Annotated in this window: 11 protein-coding genes and 1 tRNA gene; 4 read left to right on the forward strand and 8 right to left on the reverse strand. The window is 63.8% G+C overall.

Annotated features, from left to right (window positions below):
* From QM712_RS35240 to QM712_RS35260, 5 genes are all read right to left on the reverse strand, one after another.
* A partial coding sequence (locus tag QM712_RS35240; RefSeq protein ID WP_415027763.1) for an LON peptidase substrate-binding domain-containing protein occupies positions 1 to 706 on the reverse strand: 706 nt, incomplete at its 3' end.
* Between the two features lie 325 nt (positions 707 to 1,031).
* Positions 1,032 to 2,303: an ATP-dependent Clp protease ATP-binding subunit ClpX gene (clpX, locus tag QM712_RS35245; protein WP_415027764.1), complete on the reverse strand. Its 1,272-nt coding sequence runs from the start codon at positions 2,301 to 2,303 to the stop codon at positions 1,032 to 1,034.
* A 447-nt stretch (positions 2,304 to 2,750) separates the two neighbouring features.
* The gene (locus QM712_RS35250; protein ID WP_415027765.1) at positions 2,751 to 3,386 is read right to left on the reverse strand and encodes an ATP-dependent Clp protease proteolytic subunit; all 636 of its coding nucleotides are present in this window, start codon (positions 3,384 to 3,386) and stop codon (positions 2,751 to 2,753) included.
* Positions 3,387 to 3,674: 288 nt separating this feature from the next.
* Positions 3,675 to 5,036, reverse strand: coding sequence for a trigger factor (gene tig / locus QM712_RS35255; RefSeq protein WP_415027766.1), 1,362 nt, complete (start codon positions 5,034 to 5,036; stop codon positions 3,675 to 3,677).
* Positions 5,037 to 5,213: 177 nt separating this feature from the next.
* A tRNA-Leu gene (locus tag QM712_RS35260) sits at positions 5,214 to 5,298 on the reverse strand.
* 155 nt (positions 5,299 to 5,453) lie between these two features.
* On the opposite strand from QM712_RS35260, the gene QM712_RS35265 reads away from it, so the two are divergent.
* On the forward strand, positions 5,454 to 6,758 hold the full coding sequence (locus tag QM712_RS35265; protein ID WP_415027772.1) for a multicopper oxidase family protein: 1,305 nt from the start codon (positions 5,454 to 5,456) through the stop codon (positions 6,756 to 6,758).
* A 1-nt stretch (position 6,759) separates the two neighbouring features.
* Here the strand turns inward: QM712_RS35265 and QM712_RS35270 are convergent, their stop codons facing one another.
* Positions 6,760 to 7,203, reverse strand: coding sequence for a GNAT family N-acetyltransferase (locus tag QM712_RS35270; RefSeq protein WP_415027767.1), 444 nt, complete (start codon positions 7,201 to 7,203; stop codon positions 6,760 to 6,762).
* A complete protein-coding gene (locus QM712_RS35275) occupies positions 7,203 to 8,702 on the reverse strand; it encodes an NAD(P)H-hydrate dehydratase (protein WP_415027768.1) in 1,500 nt (499 codons plus the stop codon). The genes QM712_RS35270 and QM712_RS35275 overlap by 1 nt, the downstream gene beginning before the upstream one ends.
* A gap of 379 nt (positions 8,703 to 9,081) precedes the next feature.
* On the opposite strand from QM712_RS35275, the gene QM712_RS35280 reads away from it, so the two are divergent.
* The 3 genes from QM712_RS35280 (at position 9,082) to QM712_RS35290 (ending at position 11,435) form a co-directional block, all read left to right on the forward strand.
* Positions 9,082 to 9,420 (forward strand): P-II family nitrogen regulator, encoded by a 339-nt coding sequence (locus QM712_RS35280; RefSeq protein WP_007603495.1) that lies wholly within the window; start codon positions 9,082 to 9,084, stop codon positions 9,418 to 9,420.
* Positions 9,421 to 9,572: 152 nt separating this feature from the next.
* Positions 9,573 to 10,982 carry a type I glutamate--ammonia ligase gene (gene glnA, locus QM712_RS35285; RefSeq protein ID WP_415027769.1) on the forward strand — a complete coding sequence of 470 codons (1,410 nt, stop codon included), beginning with the start codon at positions 9,573 to 9,575 and terminating at the stop codon, positions 10,980 to 10,982.
* Between the two features lie 99 nt (positions 10,983 to 11,081).
* A complete protein-coding gene (locus QM712_RS35290) occupies positions 11,082 to 11,435 on the forward strand; it encodes a hypothetical protein (protein ID WP_415027770.1) in 354 nt (117 codons plus the stop codon).
* A 109-nt stretch (positions 11,436 to 11,544) separates the two neighbouring features.
* On the opposite strand, the gene QM712_RS35295 is transcribed toward QM712_RS35290, so the two are convergent.
* On the reverse strand, positions 11,545 to 11,858 hold a 314-nt coding region (locus QM712_RS35295), incomplete at its 5' end, for a hypothetical protein (RefSeq protein ID WP_415027771.1).

Below are 11,858 nucleotides of genomic sequence, written 5' to 3' on the forward strand. Positions count from 1 at the left end.
AGTACTCGCGCTGGGTCTTCTCCATCTGGCGCTTGACGCGCGAGCGGATGCGCTTTTCGACCTGCAGCACCGAGATCTCGCTCTCCATCAAACCCAGCACCTTCTCGAGGCGCTGCGTGACCGACAGCGTCTCCAGGATGCCCTGGCGATCGGCGATCTTCACGGCGAGATGGGAAGCGACCGTATCGGCGAGCTTGGCGAAGTCGGTGATCGCCTGCACGACGCCGACGACCTCGGCCGAGATCTTCTTGTTGAGCTTCACGTAGCTCTCGAAGTCGGACACGACCGAGCGCGACAACGCCTCGGCCTCGACCGATTCCGCATCGGTGTCGGCGAGCGCGATGGCTGTCGCTTCGTAATAGTCGGCGCGGTCGGTGTATTTCTCCACGCGCGCACGCTCGAGCCCTTCGACCAGCACCTTCACGGTGCCGTCGGGAAGCTTCAAGAGCTGGAGCACGCTGGCGAGCGTCCCGGTCTCGTAAATGGCGTCGGGCGCCGGATCATCGTCGGACGCGTTCTTCTGCGTCGCGAGCATGATCAGCGCATCGTTCTTCATCACCTCTTCGAGCGCGCGGATCGACTTCTCGCGGCCGACGAAGAGCGGGACGATCATGTGCGGGAAGACGACGATGTCGCGCAGCGGCAGCACGGGATAGGCGTGCGTCTCACCATGGACGATGGTTGGCCGGGGTTTGGGATTAGTCATGGCCTTTTCCTTTTGCTTTGCCCCCTTGCACGCAGCCCGCCATGCTCATGCGCAACCGCCACAAGGTGCCGAGGTGATCCGCAAGACCGGTCGGTCCTTTTCGAGTTGGACCGGGCCTGCCGGAACGGAACTGCGGCGAATCTTGAAGGGAATTCCAGCTCGCCGCCGACATTAGGTGGCTATCGACCGGGGGGGTGTCAAGTCATTGAAAAACACGCGTCATCAGACGCTTACGCACGCAGACAAGCGACGCAACGCAGGCTGCGGAATATTCTTCCGCAGCCTCTACCGGCGATGACGATATGGAGCTTTCCAGCGCCGCAGATCAGGCGCTGGCGTTCTCGACGGCGCGATCGGACCGATCGGCATAAATGTAGAGCGGACGAGCCGTTCCTTCCACGACTTCGCGGGAAATCACGACTTCTTCCACACCTTCCAGGCCCGGCAGGTCGAACATGGTCTCGAGCAGGATCGCCTCGAGGATCGAACGCAGGCCACGCGCGCCGGTCTTGCGCTCGATCGCCTTGCGGGCGACCGCGCCAAGCGCCTCGTCGGCGAAGGTCAGCTCGATGTTCTCCATCTCGAACAGCCGCTGGTACTGTTTCACCAGTGCGTTCTTCGGCTCCGTGAGGATCTTCTTCAGCGAGGCCTCGTCGAGGTCCTCGAGCGTCGCGACGACCGGCAGACGGCCGACGAACTCGGGGATGAGGCCGTACTTGAGGAGATCCTCGGGCTCGACGTGACGGAAGATCTCACCGGTGCGGCGGTCTTCCGGCGCCAGCACCTGGGCAGCGAAGCCGATCGAGGTGGACCGGCCGCGCGCCGAGATGATCTTCTCGAGGCCGGCGAACGCGCCGCCGCAGATGAAGAGGATGTTGGTGGTGTCCACCTGCAGGAACTCCTGCTGGGGATGCTTGCGGCCGCCCTGCGGCGGGACCGAGGCCACCGTGCCTTCCATGATCTTCAGCAGCGCCTGCTGCACGCCCTCACCCGACACGTCGCGCGTGATCGAGGGATTGTCGGACTTGCGGCTGATCTTGTCGATTTCGTCGATGTAGACGATGCCGCGCTGGGCGCGCTCGACATTGTAGTCGGCGGCCTGGAGCAGCTTCAGGATGATGTTCTCGACGTCCTCACCGACATAACCGGCTTCGGTCAGCGTCGTGGCGTCGGCCATCGTGAAGGGCACGTCCAGGATGCGGGCGAGCGTCTGCGCGAGCAGCGTCTTGCCCGAACCGGTCGGACCGATCAGCAGGATGTTCGACTTCGCGAGTTCGACGTCGTTGTGCTTGGTCTGGTGATTGAGGCGCTTGTAGTGGTTGTGCACCGCGACCGACAGGACCTTCTTCGCGTGGCTCTGGCCGATCACGTAATCGTCCAGCACCTTGCAGATTTCCTTCGGCGTCGGAATGCCGTCGCGCGACTTGACCAGCGAGGACTTGTTCTCCTCGCGGATGATGTCCATGCAGAGCTCGACGCACTCGTCGCAGATGAAGACCGTGGGACCCGCGATCAGTTTGCGGACTTCGTGCTGGCTCTTGCCGCAGAACGAGCAATATAGCGTGTTCTTGGAGTCGCTCGTGCCGACCTTACTCATTCATGTCTCCGTCCGCGGTTCGATCCCGTCCGCTCGATCGCCCCATCCCGGCACATCGACCGGCTTAAGGATCAAATAGAGCAAATTCCGTACCAAAAAAGACCCTACGCGCTGCATCCCGTGCGAATCACGGTCACTCGATTCTCCCGCGATCATAACGGATCAAGCGTAGCCAACCATGCTGTCACCCGACTATCAAGAATTCGCTAATCGGGGGGCGCAGGCTACCCGTGACAATACCGTGATTTCTGGTCTTGGCACGGGAGAAACGTTCAAAATCAGGGCTGCGTTGCGTGATTGCCACGAAAAACAAGCACGAAAGCGGAACTTTCAGCTTGCCGCGCCGCGCAAAACCAGGTTTTGCGGCGCGCGCTCGCGTCCTTAACGTGAACACGCCCCTGACGATCCCCTACAATCTCCGAGATCGCCGTTGCAATCCCGGTAATGCTACGGGGCTTTCGCCACCGCCGGTTCCTCTGCGCGCTTGTCGATGACCCTGTCGACCAGACCGAATTCCTTGGCGTCGTTCGCGGTCAGGAACTTGTCGCGCTCAAGCGCATCCTCGATCGTCTTGTAGGTCTGGCCTGTGTGCTTCACGTAGATCTCGTTGAGCCGCTTCTTCAGGTTCAGGATTTCCTGGGCGTGCAGCATGATGTCGGTGGCCTGCCCCTGGAAGCCGCCCGAGGGCTGGTGAACCATGATGCGAGCGTTCGGCAGCGAGAAGCGCATGTCCTTCTCGCCGGCGCAGAGCAGCAGCGAACCCATCGACGCGGCCTGGCCCGTGCACAGCGTTGAGACCGGCGGGCGGATGAACTGCATGGTGTCGTAGATCGCGAGGCCCGACGTCACCACGCCACCCGGCGAGTTGATGTACATCGAGATTTCCTTCTTCGGATTTTCCGCTTCAAGGAACAGCAACTGCGCGACGATCAGCGTCGACATGCCGTCTTCGACCGGACCGGTCACGAAGATGATCCGCTCTTTCAGCAGGCGCGAGAAAATGTCGTAGGCGCGCTCGCCACGGTTGGTCTGCTCGACCACCATGGGCACGAGGTTCATGTAGGTTTCAACCGGATCGCGCATGAGTCACCTAGGTTTTCGGAGGCGGACATCGCCAGTCTTGGCTGCCAGTTTTGGCTGGATCTGCCGGAAGGCCGATGGACGTCCCATGATGCAGGACTTGTGGGTAGACGATTTGGGTACAGGGTGTACCGACAGATATAGCCCAATTCGCGCCTGACAAGTGCGGAGCGCATTAAGGCTTAATCCGCGAGGCAGTTGAAGCTGATTCGCACAAAGAGGCCCAGCCAGCCAGATGGCTAGCCGGGCCCGTTTGCCGATCTTCCTTAATGGAAGGCTTTCTCAAAGCCTTCAGGCTGCGGTCTTTTCCGCCTCGTCGTCCTTGTAGAGATCCTCGCGCGAGACCTTCTTTTCGGTCACGTTGGCAAGCTCGAGGATGAAGTCGACGACCTTGTCCTCATAGATCGGTGCACGAAGCTGGGCCAGCGCGTTGGCGTTGTTGCGATAAAAGTCCCAGACTTCCTTCTCGCGGCCGGGCATCTGGCGCGCGCGCTCGATCACGGCGCGACCCACCTCGTCGTCGGTCACGGTGATCTTGTTCTTCTCGCCGATCTCGGAGAGCACGAGACCGAGCCGCACGCGGCGGTCGGCGATCTTGCGGTACTCGTCCTTCGCGGCGTCTTCAGTGGTGTTCTCGTCGGCAAAGGTCTTGCCGGCGGAGTCCATCTCGGCCTTGACCGAGTTCCACATCAGAGTGAACTCCTCGTCGACGAGCGAGGGCGGTGCGTCGAATCGATGCGCCTCGTCGAGCCGATCGAGCAGCGCACGCTTGACGCGCTGGCGCGTCGCGGTCGCATATTCGGCGGACAGCCGCTCGCGCGCGGCTTCCTTCAGCTTGTCCAGCGATTCGAGGCCGAGCGTCTTGGCGAATTCGTCGTCGATCGTGACGTCCTGCGGCGACTCGATCAGCGTCGCGGTGGTCTCGAATTCGGCCGGCTGCCCGGCGAGCTTGTCGTTCATGTAGTTCTTGGGGAACGAGACCTTCAGCGTGCGCGTCTCGTTGGCGCCGATGCCGGTGAGCTGCTCCTCGAAGCCCGGGATGAACGTGTTGGAGCCGATCACGACCTGGATGCCCTCGCCGGCGCCGCCCTCGAAGGCTTCGCCGTTGATGCTGCCCTTGAAGTTGATGGTGACGCGATCGCCCGACTCGGCCTTCGCGCCCTCGCCCTTCGCAGCATAGCCGCGGTTGGAATCGGCAATGCGCTTGATCGCCTCGTCGACGTCGGTGTCGGAGACGTCGGCGACGGGCTTCTCAACCTGGAAGCTCTTGAAGTCGGCGAGCGCGATCGCCGGCACCACCTCGATCGCGACCGTGTAGGTCAGATCGGACTTGCCGTTGAGCAGCTCCTCGACCTCGGCCTGCTCGGTCGGCATGGTGATCTTCGGCTCGGTGGCGAGACGGAAGCCGCGCTCGGAGAAGAGCTGCGTATTGGTGTCGCGGATGGTCTGGTCGATGGTCTCAGCCATCACCGAACGGCCATAGACCTTCTTCAGATGGGCGACCGGCACCTTGCCGGGGCGGAAGCCGTTGATGCGGACCTTGTCCTTGAGGTCGACGAGCTTGGCACCAGCCTTGGCGTCGAGATCAGACGCCGGAACGCTGATCTTGAACTCGTGCTTCAATCCTTCCGAGAGGGTCTCTGTGACCTGCATGGCGTCCAATCTTCTTCTCGTTCGGTCCAGGCGCGCATGCGTCGGGACGCTGTCATTAATCGATCCTGCGCGAGGCAAACGCCCCAGCGCCGGTGGTTCATCGGACCCGACTCCATGCGGCAAATTACCCGCGAGGAGTGAGGCCCATCGGTAATCCGTGCAAACGCTGAAAGCGCTTGGTGCGGGCGGAGGGACTCGAACCCCCACAACTTTCGTCACTGGAACCTAAATCCAGCGCGTCTACCAGTTCCGCCACGCCCGCGTGAATTTGCATCAAGACCGGCCGCGATGCCGCGGGCGGCCGGGCTTATAGCATGCGCCCGACTGTTCGCAGCAAAAAAATGGCCGTGTCGACGCCCTCCTCAAGTAGGCATGGCGGCTGGACTTATCCAGCGCGGCATGGTCCGCATCGAGGCCATGACGACACGGATTTTCGCCCCCAGCCGACGTGAGATTCTGGCCGGCCTCGGAGCCTCCGCGGCCGGGCTCGTGGTCGGCGGTGCGGGACCGGCCGTCACGGCCCAGCTCGCCCTCCAGGCAAGGACCGCGACCCTGGCTCTCAGGCCGGGTCAACCGGCTACACCAATCTGGGAGCTGGCGGCCGTAAGCCGTCCCGGCACCGTCCGTCTCAGGCGCGGCGACCGCTGCGAGGTTGTGTTCCGCAACGACCTGCCCGCGCCGCTCGCGCCGGCCTGGTACGGCCTCGATGGCGGGGCCACGGGCGATCCGCTCCGGGGACGCGCGCCGACCGCCTCGAATGCAGCCGAAACATCAATTATTTCAATACCAAACGCGGGAACCTTGCTGGCGGACTTCCGTCTCTTCGAGGACGGCCTGAAGCTGCCCGCGCGTCCCCTTCCGATCATCTCCGAGGAGACCAAACAGGTCGCCGTCGATCGTGACGAGGTCCTGCTGATCGAGGAATGGCGTCTGCGGCCGGACGGAACCGCGCTTCCTCCCGGCCGCGACCCGAAGGACACCACGTCGCTCTATACCCTCAACGGGCAAACTTCGTTCGAGCTCAGGGCCGCCGCGGGCGAGCGACTGCGATTGCGGTTCATCAACGGGTCCCAACGCACTGTTCTGGCGATCAAACTGGAGAACCACGGCGTCCAGGTGATGGCCCTGGATGGACAACCGGCCGAGCCGTTCCCGGCGCGAAACGGCGCGCTGGTGCTGGCCCCCGGCGCGCGCGCCGACGCATTCGTGGAGGCGGCCACATCGGCCCCCTTCCTGCTGCACGACGGCAAGGAGGCACGCCGCGTCGGAAACCTGACGGTCTCCGGCACGCTGGAGCGGCGTGCGCCGCTGGCGCCGCCTCAGCCCCTTCCCTCGAATGACCTGCCCGAACAGCTCGACCTGAAAGGCAGCCTGCGGTTCGATGTCGCGCTCGGCGCGCCCGAGGGCGCCTGGACGCCGACCGCCAACTTCTCCACTGCCTCCGCCCCGGCGTTCCGGGCGAGGTCCGGCCGCACCGTGGTGCTGGCCCTCAGGAACCCCGCGCCGCTCACGGCCATCTTCCACCTGCATGGGCACCATTTCCGGCTGCTCGATCGGCTCGACGACGGCTGGAAGCCATACTGGCTCGACACGCTCGCGGTCGAGCCCGGCCAGACCCAGCGCATCGCGTTCGCCGCGACCTCTCCCGGACGATGGCTGGTCGAATCCGTCGTCGCCGACTGGGCCGCCCAGCGGCTGGTGCGCTGGTACGCGGTGGAGTGACTTATCCGCCCGTGCGCATCCAGAGATACCGCGCGTCCGGCTCGCGTTCCTCGTTCCGCGCCCCGTCGGTTTGCTCGACCAGCGTGAAGCCGCTCGCTTCGTAGAAGCGTCGCGCCCGCGTATTGCGCTGGAACGTCCAGAGCTCCAGCCGCCCGCACGCATGTTTGGCGACATCGAGGAGTGCGGTGCCGACGCCGCGGCCCTGGGCCGCCGGAAGCACATAGAGCTGCTCGACCCAGCCGTCGCGGAAAGCGACAAGTCCCCGCAGCGCGTCGCCGTCGAAGGAGCCCCATATGCGGCATGTGGCGAAGAGCCGCTGGCGATAGAACCAGCGATCCTCGTCCGGCGTATGCAAACCGGCGAGCCACGGCATCGCCTGGTCAAACGCGATCCGATGGACCTGCGCCGCCGCGCCCATATCGCTGAGCGCGAGTTGCCGGAGCACTAGTACTGCACTCCCAGCGCATCGTAGATCCGCCGGTGCACGGCCGGCAGCGTTTCGGTGAGATCCTCCGCAATCAGGCCGGGCCCTGCTTCGCTCCCCGCCTCGCCATGCATCCAGACACCGATGGAGGCGGCCTCGAATGCCGGCACGCCCTGCGCCAGCAGGCCTGCGATGATCCCGGCAAGGACATCGCCGGCGCCTGCGGTAGCGAGCCAGGGCGGCGCGTTGGCGGCGATGGTGGCGCGACCGTCGGGCGCGGCAACGGTGGTATCCGGGCCCTTGAGCAACACCACGGCGCCGGCGCGCTCGGCGGCGGCGCGCACGCGCTCGAGTTTCGAGCGTCCGGGAGATTTGTTGCTGAGGTCGGAGAACAGGCGCGGAAACTCGCCCTCATGCGGTGTCAGCACCACGGCCGCATCGCGCGACGACTTGATCGATTCGAACAGGCGCTCGGGATTTGCGGCAAAGCTCGTCAGCGCATCGGCATCGAGCACGAGATGGCGCTGTGCAGACAGGGCGCTGTGGACGAGATCGCAGGTCCGCGCGCCGACGCCCGCCCCGGGACCGATCATGCAGGTGTTGTACCGCTTGTCGCCGAGAAGCTCGGCGAACTCGATCGCGGTATCGACGGGACGAACCATCACCGCGGTGAGCGCCGCCGCATTGATCGCGAGCGCATCGCGCGGGCTCGCCAGCGTCACGAGGCCCGCACCGGCACGCAGCGCGCCGCGCGCCGCAAGCCGTGCGGCTCCCGTCGCGGCCGCATCACCGGACACCGCCAGCACATGGCCACGCGCATATTTGTGGCCGTCGATGCGCGGCACCGGAAACGCCGCGCCCCAGAAATCCGGATCGTTCTCGAAAGTCCGCGGCGCAATCTCCGCCAGCACCTGCGCGTCGATGCCGATATCGGCGACGCGCACATGGCCGCAATGGATGCGGCCCGGCAGGAGAAGATGCGCCGGCTTCTTGCGGAAGAAGGTGACGGTCTCGGTCGCATTCACCGCGACGCCCATCACGGCCGCGCTGGTGCCGTTGATGCCGCTCGGCAGATCGACGGACAGCACTGGCGCGCCGTTGGCATTGATCGCTTCGATCATCTCGCGCGCCTCGCCATCGACGGGGCGGCTGAGACCCGCGCCGAACAGCGCGTCGATGATGAGCGCCGGGCGTCCGATCGCCTGCGGATTGAACGGGAGCACCGGATGCTTCCAGCCCCGCGCAGCGGAAGCAGCATCGCCCTGGAGCTGATCGCGCTCGCACATCAGGATCACCGAGACCTCGCGGCCCTGCGCGGCGAGTTCGGCGGCCGCGACAAAACCGTCGCCGCCATTGTTGCCCGGCCCGGCCACGACCAGGATCGCGCCCTCCTCCACCAGCGCGTTCGCAGCTTCCGCGACCGCCTGGCCGGCGCTCAGCATCAGCTTGAAGCCGGGCGTGCCGGCCGCGATGCTGAGCTGGTCGGCTCGCTGCATTTCAGCGTTGATCAGAACTTCCATGCCACTTCTCTGGTACAAACGCCTCTTCAGCAGGCATCTTCGGTGTCAATGCGACGCGGGGAACATCGATCTGCACATATATTGAACTGTTTGCCTATTTCTCAGTCTTCGCTATTTTGTGCAGATCGGCTCCACCTATCAGAGATGCTCGTTAAAAGGCTGATAACGCTCCAATAATCAGGGCATTTGCAACTTGGCATAGACCCTGCTTTCGAGGAAGCCGCTTCGGTTCGTCGTGCTCACTGGCATTTATCTGGGTGTGGCCGGCCGCCGCCGGGCTGGTCAGGCATTCCGGCATAGCGAAGACAAATTCGTGCGTGAGAAAAGCGCATCCTGACGAAGACGTTGCTATTTGATCGAAAAGGCCGGGAGACGCGCAGTGAAGAAAATCGAAGCCATCATCAAGCCATTCAAGCTGGACGAGGTGAAGGAAGCGCTTCAGGAAGTCGGCCTTCAAGGCATCACCGTGACCGAGGCCAAGGGCTTCGGCCGGCAGAAGGGTCATGCCGAACTCTACCGCGGCGCAGAATACATCGTCGACTTCCTGCCCAAGGTGAAGATCGAGATCGTCATCGGCGACGACCTGGTGGAGCGCGCGATCGATGCGATCCGGCGCGCCGCGCAGACGGGCCGCATCGGCGACGGCAAGATCTTCGTCTCCAACATCGAAGAGGCGATCCGCATCCGAACCGGCGAATCCGGGCTGGACGCTATCTGAGCCGGGTGCTATCCCGCATTTTGCGACACTTGACATGAAATAAGGCTGCTTCGGCGGCCTGATTTCGTTTGTGCGGTCGCGCGCAAACTCGCCAAAAGCGAGAATGAATTTGCTCATCTGGAAACCGACCCGCAGAGCCAAAAGGGGTATGCATGAAGACCGCCAAAGACGTCCTCAAATCGATCAAGGACAACGACGTCAAATACGTCGACCTGCGCTTCACCGATCCGCGCGGCAAGTGGCAGCACGTCACCTTCGACGTCAGCATGATCGACGATGACATTTTCGCTGAAGGCACGATGTTCGACGGCTCCTCGATTGCCGGCTGGAAGGCGATCAACGAGTCCGACATGTGCCTGATGCCCGACCCGGTGACCGCGACGATCGATCCGTTCTTCGCCGAGACCACCATGGTCATCACCTGCGACGTGCTCGAGCCGACCACCGGCGAGCCCTACAACCGCGATCCCCGCGGCATCGCCAAGAAGGCCGAGGCGATGGTGAAGTCGATGGGCGTGGGCGACACCGTGTTCGTCGGCCCCGAAGCCGAGTTCTTCGTGTTCGACGACGTGCGCTTCTCCTCCGGTCCCTACAACACCGGTTTCCGCGTCGACTCCTCTGAGCTGCCGACCAACTCCGACACCGAATATGAGGGTGGCAATCTCGGTCACCGCATCCGCACCAAGGGCGGCTACTTCCCCGTCCCGCCGCAGGACTCGGTGCAGGACATGCGTTCGGAGATGCTCGGCGCCATGGCCAAGATGGGCGTCAAGGTCGAGAAGCACCACCACGAAGTCGCTTCCGCCCAGCACGAGCTTGGCATGAAGTTCGACACGCTGACGCTGATGGCCGACCACATGCAGATCTACAAGTACTGCATCCACCAGGTCGCGCACATCTACGGCAAGACCGCCACCTTCATGCCGAAGCCGGTCTATGGCGACAACGGCTCGGGCATGCACGTGCACCAGTCGATCTGGAAGGACGGCAAGCCGGTGTTCGCCGGCAACAAATACGCCGACCTCTCGGAGACCTGTCTCCACTACATCGGCGGCATCATCAAGCACGCCAAGGCGATCAACGCCTTCACCAACCCGACGACCAACTCCTACAAGCGCCTGGTCCCGGGCTATGAAGCCCCCGTGCTGCTCGCCTACTCCGCGCGCAACCGCTCGGCCTCCTGCCGCATCCCCTACACCGCTTCGCCGAAGGCCAAGCGTGTCGAGGTGCGGTTCCCCGATCCGCTCGCCAATCCCTATCTCGGCTTCGCCGCGATGCTGATGGCCGGCCTCGACGGCATCAAGAACAAGATCGATCCGGGTCCCGCGATGGACAAGGACCTTTACGACCTGCCGCCGAAGGAGCTCAAGAAGATCCCGACGGTGTGCGGCTCGCTGCGCGAGGCATTGCAGTCCCTCGACAAGGACCGCGGCTTCCTGAAGGCCGGCGAGGTGTTCGATGACGACTTCATCGACGCCTATATCGAGCTGAAGATGACGGAAGTCGCGCGCTTCGAAATGACGCCGCATCCGGTCGAGTTCGAGATGTACTACAGCGTGTAACGCGTTCTTTTTACCGGCTTGATCGTTGCGCCTTTCTCGGCCATCCCTTGGAGGTTGAGAGAGGCGCAACGCGTTTTACGACCGACGATCGAGGCCACGATGCCAAGCACCTTCCGCGCCGCCGCCGTCGCCCTGCTGATGGCGACCGGCCAAGCCTTTGCCGCCGGCGGCGAGTGCCTGCTGGAAGTGAACGGACACGTCTATATCGACGGTGTGTGCGACATCCGGCTCGAGGGCGGCGGCAGCTTCACGATCCTCACCCGCCGGTACTTTGCAATGGTGCAGATCGACACCGACGCGGGTTCGGCGAACGGCTATTGGAACGGAGATGCGGGAGGCAGCCACGCGCACTCCCCGCTCGGCACGCTGGCGAGACAGGGCGCATGCTGGGTGAATCGCGAGGCGAAGGTTTGCGCCTGGCGACCCGGAACGCGCCAGGCATACGACAGATAGAGCATTTCCCGGCGACGTGGATACCGGTTCGCCGCGAGGAAATGCGACACTCAATATCTTAGAGTGCCCGTTCTGATTCAATCAGAACGAAAAAGCGCTCTAGAAGCCGCTACGCGAACGTCCCCATCAGTTCCAGGCGATCGAGCGCGAGGCCGAGGAGCCGCAACTCCGCCTCCCCCTGCTCGGCCAGGAACGCATCGGCGACGCGCTGACCGAGGGCGGGATTGGACAGCCACTGCGCGAAGCGTTCGCGCGCAGCCTGCACATGCGCGCCGTCCGCCCACGGACGCACATCGATCCGGCCGAACTCGTCGACCAGCGCCACGATGATGTCAGCGAGATGAATGTCAGCGAGGCGCCCCTGCGAGGCGTCCCACGCGCCCGTCATCAGCTCGGCCGGAAAGCCCGCGCCCGCGAACAACT

It is taken from the genome of Bradyrhizobium sp. (genome assembly GCF_047605465.1).
Taxonomy (GTDB): Bacteria; Pseudomonadota; Alphaproteobacteria; order Rhizobiales; family Xanthobacteraceae; genus Bradyrhizobium.

Coding starts and splice junctions, on each gene's coding strand:
- tig (WP_415027766.1), bottom strand. CDS start 5,036: ATGCAGGTCACAGAGACCCTCTCGGAAGGATTGAAGCACGAGTTCAAG.
- QM712_RS35265 (WP_415027772.1), top strand. CDS start 5,454: ATGACGACACGGATTTTCGCCCCCAGCCGACGTGAGATTCTGGCCGGC.
- glnA (WP_415027769.1), top strand. CDS start 9,573: ATGAAGACCGCCAAAGACGTCCTCAAATCGATCAAGGACAACGACGTC.
- QM712_RS35275 (WP_415027768.1), bottom strand. CDS start 8,702: ATGGAAGTTCTGATCAACGCTGAAATGCAGCGAGCCGACCAGCTCAGC.
- QM712_RS35250 (WP_415027765.1), bottom strand. CDS start 3,386: ATGCGCGATCCGGTTGAAACCTACATGAACCTCGTGCCCATGGTGGTC.
- QM712_RS35290 (WP_415027770.1), top strand. CDS start 11,082: ATGCCAAGCACCTTCCGCGCCGCCGCCGTCGCCCTGCTGATGGCGACC.
- clpX (WP_415027764.1), bottom strand. CDS start 2,303: ATGAGTAAGGTCGGCACGAGCGACTCCAAGAACACGCTATATTGCTCG.